This window comes from Chelativorans sp. YIM 93263 (assembly GCF_028767125.1).
GTDB lineage: Bacteria > Pseudomonadota > Alphaproteobacteria > Rhizobiales > Rhizobiaceae > Chelativorans.
On record NZ_JAKCWP010000001.1, the window covers coordinates 648679 to 670082 of the forward strand.

Genomic DNA, 21404 nt, shown 5'->3' on the forward strand with positions numbered 1-21404 from the left:
CATTCCATTCATATGGACGAATTTGCCGCCCTTGAAAAGCTGGGCACTGCTAAACGACGTTCCAGGTGATGACCAGGAGAAGAAGGGCGATCACCCACAGCGCTACCCGTCCGGAGCGGCTGTGCCGCGCCTCCGCGCGCCCGATGGCATCCGCCGTCGCCGCATCGAATCTGAGCCCGTGCTCGGCCATTTCGTCGACATCGCGCGCCAGGCGCTCCGCCCGCGCGGCCAGCTCGGGCGCCTGCCGGGCAAGCGACAACATAGCCCCGACGCCATCGCGCGCATCGATCAGTGCGCCGCGCGGGCCCAGATTGTCCCTGATCCAGTCGGAGACCACCGGTTCGGCCGCCCTCCACATGTTGAAATGCGGATCGAGCGCACGCGAAACACCCTCCACAACGACCATGGTCTTTTGCAGAAGCAGAAGCTCCGGCCGCGTCTGCATGTCGAAAAGCTCGGTCACCTCGAAGAGCAGGGTCAAAAGCCGCGCCATGGAGATCGTCTCGGCGGGCTGACCGTGGATCGGCTCGCCAATGGCGCGCAATGCTTGGGCAAAGGCGGCGACGTCATGATGGGCCGGCACATAGCCCGCCTCGAAATGCACCTCGGCCACCCGGCGAAAATTTCGCGTGATGAAGCCGTAGAGGATCTCGGCGAGGAATCGCCGCTCCTTCTTTCCTATGCGCCCCATAATGCCGAAATCGACGGCCACGATGGTGCCGTCCGCCTCCACGAAGAGGTTGCCGGGATGCATGTCTGCATGGAAGAAGCCGTCGCGCAGCGTATGCCGCAGGAAACTCTGGATCAGCGTCACCGCCAACTGCTCAAGATCGTGCCCGGCCGCGCGCAGACCTTCCACATCGGACATCTTGATAGCCTCGACCCACTCCAGCGTGAGCACATCGCGCCCGGTGCGCTGCCAGTCGACCCAGGGCACGCGAAAGCCCGGATCGCCCTTGGTGTTCTCGTGAAGCTCGGAGATGGCGGCTGCTTCCAGCCGCAAATCCATCTCGATCTTTGTCGTATGCGCAAGCGTCTGGGTCACCTCCACCGGCCGCAGGCGCCGGGCCGCGGCGATGAATCGCTCCTGCAGGCGGGCGGCGAGGAAATAGCTTTCGAGATCGTTGTAAAACCGCCGCCGTACGCCGGGCCGGATGACCTTGACCGCAACTCTCTGGCTTTCCCCCTCCCGCAGGATCTCCCCGCTGTGGACCTGCGCGATGGAAGCTGCGGCAACGGGCTTGCCGAAGGAGCGGTAGAGCGTCTCGATCGGTGCGCCGAGCGAGGCTTCGATGGCCGCGCGCGACTGCGCGTCGGGAAAAGTGCCCATCTGGTCCTGCAGACTGGCAAGATCCTGCGCCATCTGGTGGCCGACGACATCCGGGCGCGTCGCCAGGAACTGCCCGAGCTTCACGTAGGAAGGCCCCAGCCTGTCGACGGCCATTGCCAGCCGCTCGGGGCGGTCCCGATGCGCCGAGCGGCGCCGTGACAAGAGCTTCGCCGCGCGCCATCCGACGCGCGGAAGACCGGTAAGCTGCTCGCCGGGAACGGCGGCAATGACGCCTTCGCGAACCAGAATCCAGCCCGCGCGGACGAGGCGTATATATGCGCCGAACGTACTCATGGGCTATCAGATTTTCCAGCCGGAGTGCAGTGCGGCAATGCCGCCCGAATAGTCGCGCCAGGTTACGCGGGAAAAGCCGGCGTGGCGCATCATGGCGGCGAAATTCTGCTGGTTGGGAAATTTGCGGATGGATTCCACCAGATAGCGGTAGGGCTCGCCGTCCCCGGTGACCATCCGGCCGATGCGCGGAATGGCCTGGAAGGACCAGGTCTCGTAGGCCTTGTCGAGAAAAGGCGTGTTCACGTCGGAAAACTCCAGGCACAGAAAGCGCCCGCCCGGTCTGAGAACCCGGTATGCCTCGGCAAGTGCCGTATCGATATGCGGAACATTGCGGATGCCGAAGGCAATCGTATAGGCGTCAAACGTCGATTCGGGAAACGGCAGGTCCTCCGCATTCGCTTCGATGAAAGCAAGATTGTCGGCCAGGCCGCGTTTTTCTGCCCGCTCGCGGCCGACGGTCAGCATCGAGTCATTGATGTCGAGCACGGTAACCTGCGCTTGCCGGCCGGAGGCCTCCACGATGCGCAAGGCGATGTCGCCCGTGCCGCCTGCCACGTCCAGGGTCTTGAAGCCCGGGCGTCGGGGTGGGGCGAGCCAGGACACCATGGCGTCCTTCCATGTGCGGTGAAGCCCCGCCGACATGAGGTCGTTCATCAGGTCATAGCGTTCGGCAACCCGATGAAAGACGTCATTGACGAGGGGCTGCTTCTCCGCCTCCTCGACCCGGCGGAACCCGAAGGCCGTTTCCATCCCGCCTGACGCGGTGGTTCGCTCTTCCGTCATTGTCTGCCTTTCACGAATTCGCGGCGACCATAGCCGATTGCAAGCCGGCTTGCCATTGCGAATAGAGCGACCTGGGGACGCGCCGGAAGAGGGGGTGAGGCCGGAATTCCGGCCTCACCGCGAGGCATTACGCCGAGGGCTGTTTGGTCTTGCGCAGATAGGGCAGGATCGTCTCGAAACCGCCGAAGCGGGCTTTGGCATCTTCGTCCGAGACGGCCGGCGTGATGATCACGTCGTCGCCCAGCTTCCAGTTGGCCGGGGTCGCTACCTGGTGCTTGGCCGTAAGCTGGATCGAATCGATGGCCCGGAGGATTTCCTCGAAGTTGCGGCCGGTGGTCATCGGGTAAGTCAGGACCAGCTTGATCTTCTTGTCCGGCCCGATGATGTAGACCGAGCGCACCGTCGCGTTGTCGGCCGGCGTGCGTCCCTCGGAAGAATCACCCGCCTCGGCCGGGAGCATGTCGTAAAGCTTGGCGATCTTCAGGTCTTTGTCGCCGATGAGCGGGTACTCGACGCGGAATCCTGTGGCCGTTTCGATATCGTCCTGCCAGCGATGATGATCCTGCACCGGATCCACTGAAATGCCGATGATCTTGGCATTGCGCTTGCGGAATTCGCCTTCCAGGCCCGCCATCGTGCCGAGCTCGGTAGTGCAGACGGGCGTGAAGTTTTTCGGATGGCTGAAGAGCACGGCCCAGCCGTCGCCGATCCACTCATGAAAGTTGATCGTGCCCTGTGTGGTTTCGGCGGTAAAATCGGGTGCTGTGTCGTTGATGCGAAGGCCCATGGGTCCTCTCCCTGTCTCAAGGAATAACATTATACAGATAGGCGCCGCATATCACAGCTTTGAGTTCTGGATTGGACGTGAAAATCCAAGATCGGAAAAATAATTCTATTGGGCTGCCTTCCGGCGCAAAACGAGTTTCACTCGTCGTCTTCGCTCTGCATCTCTCGGAAAGGATGGGCGGCATATACACCCAGAATCCGCACCTCGCGGGAGAAGAAGCCGAGTTCCTCCAGCGCCAGGGCAACATTCCTGTCGTCTGGATGACCTTCGACATCGGCATAGAAGAGCGTCGAGAAAAACTTTCCGCCGAGCTGATAGCTTTCCAGCTTGGTCATGTTCACGCCGTTCGTGGCGAATCCGCCCATGGCCTTGTAAAGTGCGGCCGGAACGTTGCGCACGCGGAAGATGAAGGTCGTCATCATCTGCTGGTCGGGCGCGCTGCGCTGCGCCCAGCGCTTCTCTTTCGACAGGACGACGAAGCGGGTGACGTTGTTGTCCGTATCCTCGACATTTTCTGCGATGATGTCGAGCCCGTAGAGATCCGCCGCCAGCGCCGGCGCGAGCGCAGCGTTCGCGCGCACTTTCTCCTCTGCGACGCGGCGCGCAGCACCCGCGGTGTCGCCCGCTACCCTCGGCGTCCAGCGGTGCCGGCGGATGATCTTGCGGCACTGCCCCAGCGCGTGGATGTGGCTGTAGACCGCCTTGATCTCGGATTGTGCGACCCCCGGCAGCACCATGAGCTGGAAGCGGATCGGCAGGAAATACTCGCCGACGATATAGAGTTTGGAATGCGGCAGCAAGTGATGAATATCGGCGACGCGCCCGGCGATCGTGTTCTCGATCGGAATCATGGCGAGGTCGGCCTTACCGGTTTCTACCGCATTGAACGCGTCCTCGAAGGTCGGGCAGGGCAGTGGCTCCATATCCGGATACATGTTGCGGCAGGCAGTGTCGGAATTGGCCCCGGGTTCACCCTGGAAGGCGATCTTGTTTGTCATTTTTGGCGCCATTGTCAACTATTCCGATCGTTGGAAAGAATTTGCCGGGCACGGTCCAGGTCCTCGGGAGTATCCACACCCAGCGGAACGGAGCGCACGATTTCGGCCTCGATGCGCATGCCCGCCTCCAGTGCGCGAAGCTGTTCCAGCCGTTCGCGCTTCTCCAGCGCGGAGGGTGGCAGCGCGACGAAGCGCTCGAGAGCCGCCCGGCGATAGCCATAGATGCCGATATGGTGATAAAGCGGCCCCTCGCCCCAGGGCGCCGTGGCCCGCGTGAAGTAGAGCGCGCGCAGCCGCTTCGGATCGGCCCTGTCATCCAGGGGCGACCCCACGATCTTGACCACGCTCGGATTGGTCTTTTCCGCTTCTTCCGCGATTTTCACGCCGAGCGTTGCGATATCGGCCTCGCCGGTTTCCAAGAGGTCGAGCACGGCGCGGATATCCGCCGCCGGAATCGTGGGGAGGTCGCCCTGAAGGTTGATGACGACATCCGCCTGCCTGTCCGGATCGACCGTGGAAAGCGCCTCGGAAATCCGGTCCGAGCCGGACTGATGGTCCCCCCGTGTCAGCACGGCTTCAATGCCTTTCATTTCCACCGCAGTGACTATCTCGGGCGTATCGGTGGCCACCACAACCCGCCCCGCCCCGCTTTCGAGTGCCCGCTCGGCCACATGCGCGATCATCGGCCTGCCTCCTATGTCCGCGAGCGGTTTTCCGGGAAGGCGGGTGGAGGCCATGCGGGCGGGAATGAGGATAATGGCGTTCATAGACGATCGGGCAATTGAGGGATTCGGTCAAAAGTGGCAAAAGGTCTCAGCGCAAACCGCCTTATATGTGTTGCAAGCCTGAAGCAAAAGACATAGTTTCCGCGCGTTTTATCGGCAGCGGCCGATCATGGGGACAAACCATCAAGGCCTTTTGAGCCTGGCCTTTCAAAAGGGCGTGCGAGAACAAGGAATATCAGGGCGAATGGACTCTTTCGAACTCAACAAGATTATCGGCGCCTTGCTCGCCGTGATTTTCGTCATCTTTTCCGTCAATCTTGTCTCGCACGCCGTTTTCTCCTCGCCTGCGCCGGAGACGCCGGGTTATGCGATCGAGGTTCCTGAGGACGACGGCACGGGCGAAGCCGACGCTGAGGAGGAGCCGGAGTTGATCCTGCCACTTCTGGCTTCGGCCGATGCCTCCGCGGGCGAGAGCGTTTTCAGGCGCTGTCAGGCCTGTCACTCGGTTGGGGAAGGCGAGCCCAACAAGGTCGGCCCGAATCTGTGGGACATTGTTAATGCGCCCATCGCCAGCGATGAAAGCTTCGGCTATTCCGGCGCAATCGTGGATTTCTCCGAGGGCGGAGAGGTCACATGGACCTATGAGAATCTGGATCATTTCCTTGCCGATCCGCGGGGCTTTATTCCGGGAACGGCAATGGCGTTTGCCGGTCTGGCCAACATCGAGGATCGCGCCAATGTGATCGCCTATCTGCGCTCCATGTCGGATGACCCCGCGCCGCTGCCCGAAGCCGGCGCGGAAGAGGGTGAAGCCGCCGCGGACGAAGACGATTCAGCGGCGTCCGAAGAAGGCGATGAAGCGGCAAGCGACGATGCGGCCGCTGATGGCGATGCCGGCCAGGCGGCGGGAGATGATGCCGCGGACACCGGGATTGGCGACGGGGGAGCCGATGCCGCTGACGATGCCGTTGAACCGCTTGATGGATCTGTGGATGAAAGCGGCGGCGGTGGCGAAGGCGCTGCCGGCGGGGAAACAGGCGATTCCGGTGCTGCCGCTGGCGAAGGTGATACGGCCGAAGAAGAGCCGGCGGGCGTAGAACAGTAGCCGGGTTGTCGCCGGAAAGGGTTTGTTGCTGTTTGCCCTCGAAAAGCCGGCTTTGCCGGCTTTTTTCGTATTTCGAACCGGTACGGCCATTTGCCAAGCGCTTCTGATGGACTACGTTCGATAGGGTCAAATGTGTGGAGGCGATTGTATGAGGGCATTGCACGGGTTCAGTTGCAGAACGGGAGTGCTGATCGGCGGTTTCGCCGCGATGCTCGCCGCGACAACGGCCGGCGCCCAGGACGAGCAGGAATGGCGGACGGCGAGTTCGCTCATCGATTCCGAGGCGGAGACCGAGGTTTTCGAGCGTTACGCTTACGTCAACCCGGACGCTCCCAAGGGAGGTACGCTGAACTCGACAGCCCCTGGCACTTTCGACAGCTTCAATCCCTTTGTCGTCCGGGGCACACCCGCGGCAGGGCTAACCAGTTTCGGTGGCCTCCTATGGGAAACGCTTATGCAACAATCGCCCGAGGAACCGGGTACCAGTCACCCGCTTGTAGCGGAAGCCTTCAAGTACCCGGAAGATTATTCCTCGGCCACCTACCGTATTAACCCCGAAGCCCGTTGGCATGACGGTACACCGATCACCGCGGAAGATGTGGTTTGGTCATTCGATACACTGAAGGAGGTAAGCCCGCAGCACAGCCAATACTTCGCAAATGTCGAAGAGGCTGTGGCGGTTTCGGAACGCGAAGTGCACTTCCGTTTTGATCAGGCGGGTAACAGGGAGTTGCCGCATATAATGGGCGATCTTCCGGTGCTGCCGAAGCATTGGTGGACAGGAACCAACGCCGAAGGCGATCAGCGCGATATCGCAGCACCAACGCTGGAACCGCCGCTCGGTAGCGGCCCTTACCGTATTGCGAGTTTCGAGCCCGGTTCGGAGATCGTTTGGGAGCGGGTAGAGGATTATTGGGCGGCCGACCTGCCGGTTAACATTGGCCGCTATAATTATGATCGGAGACGATATAGTTATTTCGTCGACGATAATGCCGCGTTCCTGGCTTTTACAAAGGGCGGTATAGAAGATATCCGGCGTGAGCTCAGTTCGCGTCGCTGGTCACAAGACTACAATTTCCCGGCCGTCGAGGCCGGCGACGTTATCAAGCGCGAGTTCACCGCTGGCAGCATCCACGCGATGCAGGCTTTCGTGTTCAACATGCGCAAACCACACTTTGATGATCCAAGAGTGCGCGAAGCCCTGACCCTCGCGTATAACTTCGAACAGCAGAACCGTACGCATTTCTTCGGCCTCAATGAGCGCTTCGGCAGCTATTTCGAAAACTCCGAGCTTGCGGCAACCGGCTTCCCCGAGGGGCAGGAATTGGAGATCCTGGAGGAGTTCCGTGACGAGCTGCCGCCGGAGCTCTTCACCGAAGAATTCGAGCTGCCGGTTTTCGACACCCCGCAGTCCGAACGGGAATATCTCCGCGAAGCTGTGCGGCTCTTCAAAGAGGCGGGATGGGTAATCAGGGATGGACGCATGGTCAACGAAGAGACAGGCGAACAGTTCAGGATTGAGTTCCTTGGCTCCTCGCCGACATCGGAAGTTATCGCCGGCGGCCTCATCGCAAATCTGAGGAGGATAGGTATCGATGCAACTTTGCGCATTGTCGATACATCGCAATATATCCAGCGCGTTCAACAATTCGATTTTGACGCCGTAACCTCTCGTTTTGCCCAGTCGAATTCACCTGGCAACGAACAGCGAGATTACTGGAGCTCCGAAGCAGCCGAAATTCCTGGATCGCGCAATCTTGCCGGTATTCAGGACCCGGTGGTCGATGCATTGGTCAATAAAATCATCTACGCCGAAGACCGAGAGGAACTCGTCGCGCTGACACGGGCCCTCGACCGGGTGCTGCTGTGGAATTACTTTATGATTCCGCAATATTATCAGCCGACGCTGCGTTACGCGTACTGGAACAAATTCGGTATCCCGGACGAGCAGCCCGCGTATGCGGGAGTGGATATCGAGTCATGGTGGGTCCGCCCGGAGCGCGAGGAGGAGATCGAAGAGGAATACGGCGAAGACGAGAACTGAGCCGATGTCCGCATGTTTCTCCAGACGCCGATTTCTCGAGCTTGCTGGAGCGGCGCTGAGCGCGCCGCTCCTCCCCGGCAAGGCGTTTGCCCGCTTGCCGACCGGGACCGCGCTGCATGGAATTTCGGCCTTCGGGGAATTCAAATACCCGGCGGATTTCAGCCATTTCGAGTATGCCAACCCCGATGCGCCAAACGGCGGAACGTTCAATTTCCAGCCCACCTATTGGTATTACAATCAGAACGTCCTCACCTTCAACACACTGAACAGCTACGTGCGCGGGGGCGATGCGCCGCCGCGCATGGAGATGTGTTTCGACCAGCTGATGACCTGGGCCTGGGATGAGCCGGACGCGCTCTACGGGCTTCTGGCCGAAACCGTGACCCTTTCGGAGGACCGCAACAGCTTCACCTTCCGGCTCCGCCCCGAGGCACGATTTCACGACGGCTCGCCGCTGACCGCCGAGGATGTGGTCTTCAGCTATAACCTGCTCAAGGAAAAGGGCCATCCACAGATCGTCCTCAGTCTCAGGCAGCTGGTCGAGGCCGAGGCCGTCGACCGGCAGACCTGCCGCCTGTCCTTCTCCGGTAAACAATCGGAGCGGACGATCTTCGACGCGGTGCAGCTTCCGGTGTTTTCGCGCGAGGCCCTGGAAGGCGAACCTTTCGACAGCTCCGAAATCAAGCCTTTGCCCGGCTCTGGCCCCTACAAGGTCGGACGTTTCTCCGCTGGTCGGTACATCGAGTACGACCGCGTGGAGGAATACTGGGCGCGCGAGCTTCCGGTCCGTCGCGGCCTCTACCACTTCGATCGCATCCGCCTCGACTTTTTCCGTGACCGCAACGCCGCCTTCGAAGCGTTCAAGAAAGGCGATGCGATGTGGCGGGAAGAAATGACCTCGCGCGTCTGGGCGACCGGCTATGACTTTCCAGCGCTGCAGGAAGGGCAGGTGGTCAAGCGCGAGTTTCCCGGCGAGCCGCGGGCGAGCCTACAGGGCTGGGCGCTCAATCAGCGCCGCTCGCGTTTTGCCGATTCTCGCGTCCGCGAGGCCATTGCTTTGTGCTTTGACTTCAAGTGGACCAACCGCAATTTCTTCTACGAATTGTACGAGCGCCGGCACTCAATGTTTGAACACTCCGACTTTGCCGCCAGCGGACGCCCCTCTCCTGAAGAGCTCGAAATCCTAAAGGAGTTCCGCGGCCAGATACCCGACGAAGCGTTTGGCGAGGCGGTTATGCAGCCCGTTTCCGATGGATCGGGCCGGGATCGAGACCTCTTGTCGCGTGCACGCCAACTGCTGAACGAAGCGGGCTGGCAGAGCGATGGCCGGTTTCTTCAGAATGAGGCTGGTGAGCGGCTCGTGCTAGAGTACATCGTGCGCGACGAAGTGTTCGTTCAGGTCGCGAGCCCATTTATCCAGAATCTGCGCGCCGTCGGCATCGACGCCTCGATCCGGCGGCTCGACGCGTCACAATATGAGCGGCGGCTCACCGATTTCGACTTCGACATGGTGGGCGTCCATTTCTCATTGGGAGCGACGCCGACCTATGATGCTCTCGAGGTCGTCTTCCATTCCCGTTCGGCCGAGGTTCAGGGCTCGAGCAATCTCCCCGGCACGGCCGATCCCGCCGTCGACCGGATTGTCGAGTTTGCCGGCCGTGCCGAAAGCCGGGAAGAGCTCATCGTCGCCATGCGTGCGCTCGACCGGGTGTTGCGGGCCCGGCGCGACTGGATACCCAACTGGTATTCTCCCAACCACCGCGTCGCCTATTGGGACATGTTTGGCTTCAGGGACAAGCCGGATTATTTCTTCCCGGTGGAGGCCCTATGGTGGTACCACGAGGAAAAGGCAAAGGCGATTGGAAGAGCGTAGCGACCGCGTGAAAAGACTTCGATTAAGAACAATACCGGCCGGGGTGGAACGCTAATGGGCGCTTATCTTCTACGTCGCCTGCTGCTCATGATTCCGACCCTGCTCGGGATAATGCTCATTTCGTTCATCGTAGTTCAGTTTGCGCCCGGCGGACCGGTCGAGCAGGTGATCGCCCAGGTCACCGGACAGGCCGGGGGCACCGACGCCCGACTGACCGGCGGCGGGTCGGACTTTGCCGGAGCCGAAAGCGGTAATTCCCAGTATCGCGGGGCTCAGGGGCTCGATCCCCAATTCATCGCGCAGCTCGAGCAGCAATTCGGATTCGACAAGCCGGCCCATGAACGTTTCGGGCTGATGCTGTGGAACTATATCCGCTTCGATTTCGGGGAAAGCTATTTTCGCGATATTTCGGTCATTGACCTGATCATCGAAAAGATGCCCGTCTCCATTTCGCTCGGGCTCTGGATCACGCTCTTGTCTTACGGCATTTCGATCCCGCTCGGCATTCGAAAGGCGGTCAGGGACGGTACACCCTTCGACGTGTGGACGAGTGGCGTCGTCATCGTCGCCTACGCCATCCCGAGTTTTCTGTTCGCCATTCTGCTGATGGTCCTGTTTGCCGGAGGCTCCTTCTTCGACTGGTTCCCGCTGCGCGGCCTCGTCTCGGATAATTGGGACCAGCTTTCCTGGCCGATGAGAATCGTCGATTATTTCTGGCATCTGGCATTGCCGCTGACGGCCTTGGTGCTTTCGGCTTTCGCCACCACCACGCTCCTGACCAAGAACTCCTTTCTGGACGAGATCCGTAAGCAATACGTGACGACGGCGCGCGCAAAGGGCCTTTCGGAGCGCCAGGTGCTTTATGGCCACGTTTTCCGCAATGCCATGCTCATCATCATCGCCGGTTTTCCAGGAGCGTTTATCTCGGCCTTCTTCACCGGCGCGCTGCTCATCGAGAGCATCTTCTCGCTTGACGGGCTGGGCCTGCTCGGCTTCCGCTCGGTCATCGATCGCGACTATCCGGTGGTGTTTGCCACGCTCTACATTTTCTCGCTTCTGGGCATGATCGTCACCTTGCTATCCGACCTCACCTACACGCTGATTGATCCGCGCATCGATTTCGAGCGGAGGGACGTCTAGATGTCGGAGTTCCAAAGCCAAGCGCAGGTCCAGCGTGTCCGCCGCAGGGTTTCGCGGCCCTGGCTTTCGCCGCTCAACCGGCGGCGCTGGCAGAATTTCAAGGCCAATCGGCGCGGATACTGGTCGCTCTGGATATTCCTCGTCCTCTTTATTCTGTCGCTGTTTGCCGAGTTCATCGCAAACGACAAACCGCTGATCGCCTCCTACAACGGTGAGATCCTCTTTCCCGTCGTTGTCGACTATCCGGAGGAAAAGTTTGGCGGCTTTCTGGCCGTCACGGATTATCGGGACCCCTTCATCCAGGAAGAGATCAATTCCAATGGGTGGATGATCTGGCCGCCCATCCGCTACTCTTACCGCACGGTCAATAGCGAGATTCCCGAGGCCGCACCCGCCAAGCCCTCCTGGCTCTATACTCAGGAGGAACGCTGCGGGCGCTATCCGCTAGGCGTGGACGACCCCAACTGCACGGTTGGCAACTGGAATTGGCTTGGCACGGACGATCAGGCCCGCGATGTGCTCTCGCGCGTTATATACGGATTCCGCATTTCGGTGCTCTTCGGCCTCATCCTGACGGGCGCTTCGGCGGTGATCGGTGTTGCCTCCGGTGCCGTGCAGGGCTATTTCGGCGGCTGGACCGACCTTATCTTCCAGCGCTTCATTGAGATATGGACGTCCATCCCGGTCCTCTACCTCATCCTGATCATTGCCGCCGTGCTGCCGCCGGGCTTCTGGATTCTGCTCGGCATCATGCTGCTCTTCTCCTGGGTGGCTTTCGTGGGCGTGGTGCGCGCCGAATTCCTGCGTGCGCGCAATTTCGAGTATGTGAGTGCCGCGCGTGCCCTCGGCGTGCCGAACCGGACCATCATGTTCCGCCACCTGCTGCCGAACGCCATGGTGGCGACGCTCACCTTTCTCCCCTTCATCCTAAACGGATCGATTACGACGCTGACCTCGCTCGATTTCCTCGGCTTTGGTCTTCCGCCGGGGTCCCCGTCACTGGGTGAACTGCTGCGCCAGGGTCAGCGCAACCTGAATGCACCCTGGCTCGGCGTCGCCGGCTTCCTGAGCCTTTCCATCATGCTCTCGCTCCTTATCTTCATAGGCGAAGCCGTGCGCGACGCCTTCGACCCGCGGAAGACCTTCAGATGAGCCAGGCCCTCCTCTCCATCCGCGATTTATCGGTCGCATTTGCCCAAGGTGGCGAGGAGACGCTCGCCGTCGACCATATCTCCTTCGACATCGCACCGGGCGAGACGGTCGCCCTGGTGGGCGAATCGGGATCGGGCAAGTCGGTTACCGCGCTGTCGGTGCTGAAGCTGCTGCCCTATCCTGCAGCCAGCCACCCCTCCGGCGAGATCTTTTACGAGGGGCGAAACCTGCTCACCACGGACGAAACGGCGCTCCGGCAGGTGCGTGGTAACCGGATCAGCATGATCTTTCAGGAGCCGATGACCTCGCTCAACCCGCTTCATACGATTGAAAAGCAGGTTGGTGAGATTCTGAAGCTGCATCGCGGCATGGGCGAGAAGGCCGCCAAGGCGCGTACGCTGGAACTCTTGCATCAGGTCGGCATCCAGGAGCCGGAAAAGCGTCTCGACGCCTTCCCGCACCAGCTTTCCGGAGGCCAGCGCCAGCGCGTGATGATCGCCATGGCGCTGGCGAACGAGCCCGACCTCCTGATCGCCGACGAGCCGACCACGGCCCTCGATGTCACCGTGCAGGCGCAAATCCTCGAGCTTTTGGGGCGCCTGCGCCGTGAGAGGGATATGTCGATGCTGTTCATCACGCACGACCTCGGCGTCGTGCGCAGGGTTGCGGATCGGGTCTGTGTGATGACGGACGGCAAGATCGTCGAACGTGGGGCCACGAAGGAAATCTTTTCCAACCCGCAGCACGCCTATACGCGCCATCTATTGGCCGCCGAGCCCAAAGGGGAGCCGCCACAGGCGAACCTTTCCGCGGAGCGGGTGATGGAAGGGCAGGATATTCGCGTCTGGTTTCCGATTAAAAAAGGCTTTCTGCGCCGCACCGTCGATCACGTGAAGGGTGTTGACGGTGTCGATGTCACCGTGCGGGCCGGGCAAACCCTCGGCGTGGTGGGGGAATCAGGATCCGGCAAGACGACGCTCGGCCTGGCCCTCTCACGCATGATTTCGTCGCGTGGCGAAATCCGCTTTGATGGCCAGCGCATCGACACCCGCTCGTTCAGTGACATGCGGCCGCTGCGCCGGCAGATTCAGATCGTCTTCCAGGATCCCTTCGGCAGCTTGAGCCCGCGCATGTCCGTGGCCGAGATCATTCAGGAGGGGCTGGAGATCCACGAGCCGCAACTTTCCCCCGAGGAGCGGGACCGGATGGTGGTGGATGTGCTGGGCGAGGTCGGGATCGATCCTGAAGCGCGCTTTCGCTATCCGCACGAATTTTCCGGCGGGCAGCGCCAGCGCATCGCGATTGCCCGCGCGATGGTTCTGAAACCCCGCTTCGTGATGCTGGACGAGCCGACCTCCGCCCTCGACATGAGTGTACAGGCACAGGTGGTGGACCTTCTCCGGGATCTGCAGAAACGCTATGATCTCGCCTACCTCTTCATCAGCCATGATCTCAAAGTGATCCGCGCGCTCGCCAACGAGGTGGTCGTCATGCGTTCAGGCAAGGTCGTGGAGGCGGGTACGGCCGACCAGATCTTCCACAATCCGGAAACCGACTACACGCGCGCGCTGATCGCGGCCGCCTTCGACCTTGCAGCCGTTCCCGGCGGCGTGGTCAGCGAATAGATCCAGGGAGGAAACATGACCGACAAGCCGGCGACCGGCCGCATTCTGCTGTCCGTAACGGGCATGCACCCGCAGCGTTGGTACGAGCTCTTGTCCCGGGAGCGGCCGGTCGTGCTGGAACCGAATGGGCCGGAGGATCCGAGCGTCGAATATGCTGTTGTTTGGAAGCAGCAGCCCGGCATCCTGTCGCGCCTGCCCAACCTCAAGGCGATTTTTTCGCTGGGCGCCGGTGTGGATCACATCTTCGCCGACCCGGACCTGCCCGATGTGCCGATCGTGCGGGTGGTTGCGCAAAACCTCACCCAATATATGGTCGAATATGTCTGCTGGCGCGTCCTCGATCATCAGCGCCAGGGCAGGATTTACCGCACACAACAGCAGGAAAAGGTCTGGCATGAACCTCCTCAGCCGCCGGCCAACGAGGTGGCCGTAGGCATCATGGGCCTCGGTGAGTTGGGTGGGACGGCGGCTCGGGCGCTGACAGCGCTCGGCTTCAAGGTGAATGGCTGGAGCCGCCGTCCACACCGGATGGAGGGTGTCACGGGCTTCCATGGTGACGAGGGTCTGACGCCATTCCTGAACGCCACAGACATTCTTGTTGTCCTACTGCCATTGACCGCCGCGACCGAAGGCATCATCGACCGCTCCGTGCTGGAGCGCCTGCGCCAGGAAGGGCCGCTCGGCGGGCCGTGCCTGATCAACGCGGGCCGTGGGCCGCTGCAGCGCGAGGCCGATATTCTGGAGGCACTGGAGAGAGGCACGCTGAAGGAGGCGAGCCTCGACGTGTTCGAGCATGAACCGCTCGACCCGGACAGTCCGCTCTGGAGCCATCCGCGCGTCTTCGTTACGCCGCACGCGGCCGCAAGCTCGGACCCCGCACATCTGGTCGCCCCAATGCTAGCCCAGATGGCCGCTCACGATCGCGGCGAACCGCTGAAGAACCTCGTTGACCGCAAGGCAGGCTACTGAAGGGTGCCGTCGAGTTCGACGGGCGAGGAAGCCGGAAAGCGACAGGGGGAATTGGGCACTCCGGAAGCGCCGAAGGGTCGGAGATGCGTTGACGCCGGGGCACTCCAACTCCTGATTTGCTCTTGTCAGTCTTCCACAGCGTTCACCCGCAGATGATGCCGACGCGCTTTGGTGCGATTTCCGCATGTTTCCATTGAGCACCATCGACGGCGCCCATTCCCGGTCTCATCCAGGAAGAGCCAGCCACAATTGCTACCCGGGCACTTCTTGATCCGCCGCGCCTCGTAAAAGTCGAGGAACAGGCTAGCAGCCGCGGCAGCTATTGCCTTTTCAACAGGTGAGGCGTCCGCATCACTCACGCCATACAAACGCGGCACGAATTGTCCCGAAGCGGCTGCGGCAACCAGATGGAGAAGATCGCTTCGCAGATGCATCCTCAACGCATGGATCCTATCCAGATCTGACGGCAGCTCGAAGGCATGAAGGCCCACTCTGCTGGCCCATAACTGAAGATCAGGCAGGCTTTCGATCTTTTCGTGGACGATCTCGCCGTCTTCCGACCAATCGGCGGTGTTCACGAAGTTAAGCGCGAGCCTCTCCTCACCGCCTGCCCCTCTTGGTTCTCCCCCATGACACTGACCAGGCTTGCCTCAAGCCGCCTGTGCAACCTGGTCACTGGCCACGCGATAGGAGATCGCCTCCGCAATGTGGATGCGCCCGACCTTCTCCTGTCCTTCCAGATCGGCCAGCGTGCGCGCTACCTTGAGCACGCGATGGAATGCGCGAGCGGAGAGGCTCATTTTCTCGCTCGCGTCCTGGATAAGGGCCAGGCCCTCCGAGTCGGGTGCGGCAACCTCCTCCACGAGCGCGGCCGAGCATCGGGCGTTCGTCATCCAGCCCGGCAGGCCGAGCGCGGCGTAGCGCTCGCGCTGAATGTTCCGTGCCCGTGCCACCCGCTCCGCGACCGATGCGCTCGCCTCGGCCTTTCGGGGGCGGATGAGGTCGCTTGCCGTCACTGCCGGCACGTTAATCCTGAGATCGATACGGTCGAGGAACGGCCCGGAGATGCGCGCCTGGTAGTCAGTCTGGCAGCGCGGCCCCCGTGCGCAGCGATGGCCCGGCTCTCCCGCCATGCCGCAGCGGCAGGGGTTCATCGCTGCAATGAGCTGATGCTTGGCCGGATAACTGACCCGCTGGTTCGCACGGGCGATGATGCATTCGCCTGTTTCCAGCGGCTGGCGCAGGGAATCGAGCACCTGCTGGGAAAATTCCGGCAATTCGTCCAGGAAAAGCACGCCGTGGTGCGCGAGCGACGCCTCCCCGGGCCGGACCCGCAGCCCGCCGCCCACCATGGCGGCCATGGATGCCGAATGATGCGGCGCGCGGAATGGCCTGCGGTCCGAAAGTCGCCCGTCGGCCAGTTCCCCGGCGATGGAGGCGATCATCGAAACCTCCAGGAGTTCGCGCGGCGAAAGAGGCGGCAGGATGGAGGGAAGACGCTGGGCGAGCATCGACTTTCCCGCCCCTGGAGGTCCGACCATCAAAAGATTGTGGCCGCCGGCCGCCGTCACTTCGAGTGCGCGCTTGGCGCTTTCCTGCCCCTTGATGTCGGCGAGATCGGGCATTTCCCCCGGCGGCGGGCCCACAGCCGGCTGCGGGCGGGTCATGACCTGCGTCCCGCGGAAATGGTTGGCGAGCGCCACCAGGCTGCGCGGGGCAAGAACGTCGATATCTTCGCTCGCCCAGGCTGCCTCCGGCCCGCATTCATACGGGCAGATCAGGCCCTTGCCCAGCCCGTTCGCCCCTATGGCGGCTGGAAGAACGCCGGCCACGGGCGCTACGGTGCCGTCAAGCGCGAGCTCTCCGAGCACGATATAGTCGCCCAGCGCGTCCGCCGGAACAGCCCCGAGCGCGGCCATGAGGCCCAGCGCGATCGGCAAGTCGTAATGGCTGCCTTCCTTCGGCAGGTCGGCGGGCGCCAGATTCACCGTTACGCGCTTTGGTGGCATGGAAAGGCCGGAGGCATGAAGCGCAGCCTGCACCCTTTCTCGGCTTTCCGTGACCGCCTTGTCGCCGAGGCCGACGATCTGAATGCCCATCTTGCCCGGCGCGACCATCACCTGGACATTGACCGGAACAGCTTCGATTCCCTGAAACGCAACCGTCTGTACGCGCGAAACCATACGCCCCCGCCTTTCGGCGCCCCTCGCCTGAAGTATTGGCCCAAAGCCTATTCAGCACAAAAGAACACACGCTTCAAGAACGTTTGGCGAACAGAATAAGTCAATGCACGGAAAAGTAGCGGATCACGTCCGTGTCCGGCGCTCCTCGACGGCATCCCAGAAGAGCCCGGCTATATCCGCGCCGCCGAACTTCTGCACCTCCCGCACGCCCGTCGGCGAGGTGACGTTGATCTCCGTGAGCAGTCCGCCGATCACGTCGATCCCCACCAGGGTGAAGCCGCGTTCGCGCAGGGCCGGGCCGATGCGTGCGCAGATTTCGCGTTCGCGCTCCGTCAGTTCGGAGGGCTCGGCGCGCCCGCCCACATGCATGTTCGAGCGCGAATCGTGCTCTGCCGGCACGCGGTTGATGGCGCCGACAGGCTCGCCTTCGATCAGAATGATGCGCTTGTCGCCGCCGCGCACCTCTTTCAGGTAGCGCTGGACGATGAAGGGCTCGCGAAAGGTCTGCGTGAACAGCTCCAGAAGGGCGGCAAGGTTGCGGTCGGCCTCGAGCAGGTGGAAAATGCCGGCTCCGCCATTGCCATAGAGCGGCTTGACGATGATGTCGCCGTGATCCTTGCGAAAGGCATCGACCTCAGACGCGTCGCGTGTGATCAGCGTGTCCGGCATGAGGTCGGCGAACTCCGTGACGAAAATCTTTTCCGGGCTGTTGCGCACCCAGGCCGGGTCGTTGACCACGAGTGTCTGCGGATGAACCCGCTCCAGGATATGCGTTGTCGTGATGTAGTGCATGTCGAAGGGTGGATCCTGACGAAGCAGGACGACGTCCAGCTCCGACAGGTCCGTCTTCACCGGCGCGCCGAGTGTGTAATGATCGCCCGCCTCGTCGCGGACGCTCATCTCCTCCAGCGCCGCGATCGCGCGGTCGCCGCGCTGTGACAGCCGGTCGGGCGTATAGTGCCAAAGCTGATGACCGCGTCTCTGCGCCTCCAGCGCCAGCGCGAATGTGGTGTCACCGGCGATCGACACTGTTGAAATGTGGTCCATCTGAAACGCGACGCTGAGCGGCATGGCAGACTGTCTCCGTCAAGTTGGCGCCTAGAGCGAGAATCCAATTCGCCCTGACTATCGTTGAGCGCAAATGACGCCGCCCGCGCCCGCCTGTCAAGAAACGGCATTTATACCGGTCCAGCACCAACATGTCTCAAGGCCTCGCGCCGATGAAAGATACGTTTCCTAAACACTTTCGCAGGCAAGATAAGGTCAAAACATTGTTTTATTGGGAAAATAGATGGCGTCCGCCCTGCCGATCCGCAAAATCGAAAACGGCCGCAGTGAAGAGCTGGTGCTCACCGATCCACTGACAGGTCTGGGCAATGCCAACCGTTTCTTCGACAAGGTGAACCGGCTGATCGCCGAACGAGCGGATGATCCTGCTCCCTTCGCTGTTTTTGTTCTCGATCTCGACGGCTTCAAGCCGATCAACGATCTCTTCGGCCGCAGCGCGGGCGACGACATTCTTCAGCAGGTCGCCATGCGGCTGCGCGCAGCCATGGACGAGACCTCCACCGTGACGCGCATCGGAGCGGACGAGTTCGCCTTTCTCTTTCCAATGGTGTTCAGCGAGGATGCGGCGGCCGATAAAGCACGCATGCTGATCGAGATTCTGTCCGCGCCCTATGACGTGGGCCACCGCACGGCGCGGCTCTCCGCTTCCGTCGGCTGCTCCCTGTTCTACTCCGAAGGGGATACGACAGATCACCTCTTGAGCAAGGCCGAGACGGCGCTTTATCAGGCCAAGCGCTCCGGCCGGGGCCACGTTGTCGTCTACACGCAGCAAATGGAGGAAGCCGCAAAGCGCGTCACCCGCATCGAGCAGGCCCTTCGCCGGGCGGCCGCGGCTGGCGAGGTGGAGCCTCATTTCCAACCGATCGTCGATCTGGCGACGCGGCGAATCGTTGGGTTCGAGGCGCTGGCGCGCTGGACGGATCGGGACCTGGGCCCCGTTCCGCCTGGGGTTTTCATTCCCATCGCCGAGGAACGCGGCATCATCTCCCAGCTCTCGCAGCTGGTCCTGCGAAAGGCGGTGGAGACGGCCCGCGAATGGCCGGAGCATCTTTTCCTTTCGTTCAATCTCTCGCCGTCGCAACTCGTTGACCACAACACCGGCCTGCAGATCCTCGCCATACTGGAGCGCACCGGCTTCAATCCGCGTCGCCTGGAAATCGAGATCACGGAGACCGGGCTGATGACCAATCCCGCCTCGGCAGAGAAGATCGTGCAGGACATGCAAAGGGTGGGCATTCGTGTCTCGCTGGACGATTTCGGCACAGGTCAGTCCAGCCTGGGGCGACTTCGCGACTTCCACTTCGACAAGCTCAAGATCGACCGCGCGTTCGTTTCATCGATACTCGAGGATCGGCCGTCCGAGCACATCATCCGCGCCATTCTCGCCATGTGCGAAGGACTAGGCATGGACGTCGTCGCCGAAGGCATCGAGCATGAGAAGCAGGCAAACCGCCTGATCGAATTCGGCTGCGGCAGTGGGCAGGGTTATCTCTTCGGCAAGCCGAAGAGCGCCGAAGAGACGCTGGATTATCTGCGCGCCGTGATGTCTTCGCCGAAAAAAGCCGCCTGCTGATCGCGCAACCCGAGAGCGCCGGCCACGTTACCGAGGGCGTGCCGGAAACCGGCCCGCTCTTGTCTTTGGGAATTGCCAGAGGCATATCTGCCTTCCGAGGAGGCCGAGCATCATGATGCCGAGCGAAAGATTTCCCGATCTCGAAGACGCATCCGTTCTCATTACCGGCGGCGGTTCCGGTATCGGCGCCGCTCTGGTGGAAGGTTTTTTCCGTCAGGGCGCACGTGTTGCGTTCATCGACATTGCGGAGGATGAAAGCCGCGCTCTATGTGAGCGCCTGGGCCAGGAAGAGGGGCATGTGCCGCTCTTCCTCCATGCAGACCTGCGCGACATCACCTCGCTTCGCAAGGCGGCGGAGGAGGCCGCGCAAGCAAACGGACCCGTATCCGTCCTCGTCAACAATGCCGCTTGGGACGATCGGCACGAGATCGAAGATGTCACGCCAGATTACTGGGACAATAACCAGGCGATCAATCTACGCCCGCAATTCTTTGCCATTCAGGCCGTCGTCCCGGGCATGAAGGCGGCCGGCGGCGGCGCCATCATCAATTTCACGTCCATCTCCTATATGATCAATCAGGGCGAAATGCCCGCCTACACGGCGGCAAAAGGCGGGATTGTCGGGCTCACCAAAGGTCTCGCCGGCGCGCTCGGCCCGTCCGGCATCCGCGTCAACGCCATTGCGCCCGGCTGGGTGCTCACCGAACGCCAAAAGGAGCTCTGGGTGACGGATGAGGGGCTTCAGAGCCATATCGAGCGGCAATGCCTCAGGGAGCCATTGCAGCCGGCGGATATGGTCGGCCCGTGCCTCTTTTTGGCGTCCAGCCTTTCGCGCATGATGACGGCACAGACACTGATCGTCGATGGAGGGGTTTTGTGAGCGACGTGAGCGTTTCGGTTTTTTCGGGGCTTCCCTGTCATCTGGGAGAGGGGCCGAGCTATGATGCCCGCACAGATACGCTCTTCTGGTTTGACATCGTCGAAAAAAGACTTCTGGAAAAGCCTTTCTCCGGCGGCGAGACGATCATCCACGATCTGCCTCTGGTGGCCAGCGCCCTGGCAGCGGTGGACGCTGACCGCCAAGTCCTGGTGACGGAAAAAGGCCTGCAACTCAGAAACCGGTCCAGCGGTGCACTGGAGATGCTGGCCGAGGTAGAAGCCGACCGTCCGGATACCCGCTCCAATGATGCACGGCCGCACCCCTGCGGCGCGTTCTGGTTCAGCACCATGGGCAGGAAGGCCGAGCCGCGGGCCGGCGCGATCTATTGGTATTTCCGCGGTGAGGTGCGCCGGCTGTTCCCGGACATCACCATCCCGAACGCGATCAGCTTCTCGCCCGACGGCGCCACGGCGTATTTTTCCGACACGCGTGAAAACCGGCTATACCGGGTCCCCTGTGATCCGGAGATGGGGCTGCCGCTGGGCGAACCGACTCTTGTCATGAATGGCAACGATCGGCCGGGCGGCATAGACGGTTCGGTGATTGATGCCGAAGGAACGATATGGAACGCCCGCTTCGGTGGCAGTTGCCTGGAGGCACTCTCCCCCGAGGGCGAGCTCATCCGCAGCATCAAGCTGCCGGCGCGGCAGCTCACCTGCCCAGCCTTCGTCGGGCGCAACGCCGACCGCCTCGGCGTCACCTCGGCTTTCGAGGGCATGGACGCCGAGGAACGCAGGGCCGACCCGCACGCGGGCAAGACGTTTCTTCTCGACCTGAAGGTCGAGGGCAGGCTGGATCCGCCGGTTCTGCTGTGA

18 protein-coding genes and 1 pseudogene are annotated in these 21404 nt (G+C 61.7%); 10 read left to right on the forward strand and 9 right to left on the reverse strand.

What is annotated here, in order from left to right; genetic code table 11:
- Window positions 1–49: 49 nt before the first annotated feature.
- The 5 genes from ubiB to LY631_RS03215 all read right to left on the reverse strand — a co-directional run bounded on the left by ubiB (window position 50) and on the right by LY631_RS03215 (window position 4959).
- A complete protein-coding gene (gene ubiB, locus LY631_RS03195) occupies window positions 50–1624 on the reverse strand; it encodes a 2-polyprenylphenol 6-hydroxylase (protein ID WP_274423657.1) in 1575 nt (524 codons plus the stop codon).
- Between the two features lie 6 nt (window positions 1625–1630).
- Window positions 1631–2407, reverse strand: coding sequence for a bifunctional demethylmenaquinone methyltransferase/2-methoxy-6-polyprenyl-1,4-benzoquinol methylase UbiE (gene ubiE, locus LY631_RS03200; protein ID WP_274423658.1), 777 nt, complete (start codon window positions 2405–2407; stop codon window positions 1631–1633).
- Window positions 2408–2534: 127 nt separating this feature from the next.
- Entirely contained in the window at window positions 2535–3194 is a 660-nt protein-coding gene (locus LY631_RS03205; protein ID WP_274423659.1) for a peroxiredoxin, read from the reverse strand.
- A 137-nt stretch (window positions 3195–3331) separates the two neighbouring features.
- The gene (locus tag LY631_RS03210; protein ID WP_274423660.1) at window positions 3332–4204 is read right to left on the reverse strand and encodes a prephenate dehydratase; all 873 of its coding nucleotides are present in this window, start codon (window positions 4202–4204) and stop codon (window positions 3332–3334) included.
- A gap of 2 nt (window positions 4205–4206) precedes the next feature.
- Window positions 4207–4959, reverse strand: coding sequence for a 3-deoxy-manno-octulosonate cytidylyltransferase (locus tag LY631_RS03215; RefSeq protein ID WP_274423661.1), 753 nt, complete (start codon window positions 4957–4959; stop codon window positions 4207–4209).
- Window positions 4960–5161: 202 nt separating this feature from the next.
- Between LY631_RS03215 and LY631_RS03220 the strand changes: the two genes are divergently transcribed.
- From LY631_RS03220 to LY631_RS03250, 7 genes are all read left to right on the forward strand, one after another.
- Window positions 5162–6022 carry a c-type cytochrome gene (locus LY631_RS03220; RefSeq protein ID WP_274423662.1) on the forward strand — a complete coding sequence of 287 codons (861 nt, stop codon included), beginning with the start codon at window positions 5162–5164 and terminating at the stop codon, window positions 6020–6022.
- A 148-nt stretch (window positions 6023–6170) separates the two neighbouring features.
- A complete protein-coding gene (locus tag LY631_RS03225) occupies window positions 6171–8066 on the forward strand; it encodes an extracellular solute-binding protein (protein WP_274423663.1) in 1896 nt (631 codons plus the stop codon).
- Between the two features lie 4 nt (window positions 8067–8070).
- Window positions 8071–9939 carry an extracellular solute-binding protein gene (locus LY631_RS03230; protein WP_274423664.1) on the forward strand — a complete coding sequence of 623 codons (1869 nt, stop codon included), beginning with the start codon at window positions 8071–8073 and terminating at the stop codon, window positions 9937–9939.
- 54 nt (window positions 9940–9993) lie between these two features.
- Complete coding sequence (locus LY631_RS03235; RefSeq protein WP_274423665.1) at window positions 9994–11079, forward strand: microcin C ABC transporter permease YejB; 1086 nt, start codon at window positions 9994–9996, stop codon at window positions 11077–11079.
- A complete protein-coding gene (locus LY631_RS03240; protein ID WP_274423666.1) occupies window positions 11080–12231 on the forward strand; it encodes an ABC transporter permease in 1152 nt (383 codons plus the stop codon).
- Entirely contained in the window at window positions 12228–13856 is a 1629-nt protein-coding gene (locus LY631_RS03245) for an ABC transporter ATP-binding protein (RefSeq protein ID WP_274423667.1), read from the forward strand. The genes LY631_RS03240 and LY631_RS03245 overlap by 4 nt, the downstream gene beginning before the upstream one ends.
- 15 nt (window positions 13857–13871) lie before the next feature.
- The gene (locus LY631_RS03250; RefSeq protein ID WP_274423668.1) at window positions 13872–14825 is read left to right on the forward strand and encodes a 2-hydroxyacid dehydrogenase; all 954 of its coding nucleotides are present in this window, start codon (window positions 13872–13874) and stop codon (window positions 14823–14825) included.
- A 125-nt stretch (window positions 14826–14950) separates the two neighbouring features.
- Here LY631_RS03250 and LY631_RS03255 read toward each other — a convergent pair whose 3' ends face one another.
- The 4 genes and pseudogenes from LY631_RS03255 to gshB all read right to left on the reverse strand — a co-directional run bounded on the left by LY631_RS03255 (window position 14951) and on the right by gshB (window position 18079).
- Complete coding sequence (locus LY631_RS03255; RefSeq protein ID WP_274423890.1) at window positions 14951–15148, reverse strand: CGNR zinc finger domain-containing protein; 198 nt, start codon at window positions 15146–15148, stop codon at window positions 14951–14953.
- Window positions 15128–15412, reverse strand: a pseudogene (locus LY631_RS03260) (ABATE domain-containing protein); the annotation flags it as partial. The gene LY631_RS03255 and the pseudogene LY631_RS03260, both read right to left, overlap by 21 nt.
- A gap of 63 nt (window positions 15413–15475) precedes the next feature.
- Window positions 15476–17008 (reverse strand): YifB family Mg chelatase-like AAA ATPase, encoded by a 1533-nt coding sequence (locus LY631_RS03265; protein WP_274423669.1) that lies wholly within the window; start codon window positions 17006–17008, stop codon window positions 15476–15478.
- Between the two features lie 123 nt (window positions 17009–17131).
- The gene (gshB, locus tag LY631_RS03270; protein WP_274423670.1) at window positions 17132–18079 is read right to left on the reverse strand and encodes a glutathione synthase; all 948 of its coding nucleotides are present in this window, start codon (window positions 18077–18079) and stop codon (window positions 17132–17134) included.
- A gap of 220 nt (window positions 18080–18299) precedes the next feature.
- Here gshB and LY631_RS03275 point away from each other — a divergent pair, with 220 nt between their 5' ends.
- From LY631_RS03275 to LY631_RS03285, 3 genes are all read left to right on the forward strand, one after another.
- A complete protein-coding gene (locus LY631_RS03275) occupies window positions 18300–19649 on the forward strand; it encodes a putative bifunctional diguanylate cyclase/phosphodiesterase (RefSeq protein ID WP_274423671.1) in 1350 nt (449 codons plus the stop codon).
- 112 nt (window positions 19650–19761) lie between these two features.
- Window positions 19762–20529, forward strand: coding sequence for an SDR family NAD(P)-dependent oxidoreductase (locus LY631_RS03280; RefSeq protein ID WP_274423672.1), 768 nt, complete (start codon window positions 19762–19764; stop codon window positions 20527–20529).
- On the forward strand, window positions 20526–21404 hold the full coding sequence (locus tag LY631_RS03285) for an SMP-30/gluconolactonase/LRE family protein (protein ID WP_274423673.1): 879 nt from the start codon (window positions 20526–20528) through the stop codon (window positions 21402–21404). Before LY631_RS03280 ends, LY631_RS03285 begins: the two co-directional genes overlap by 4 nt.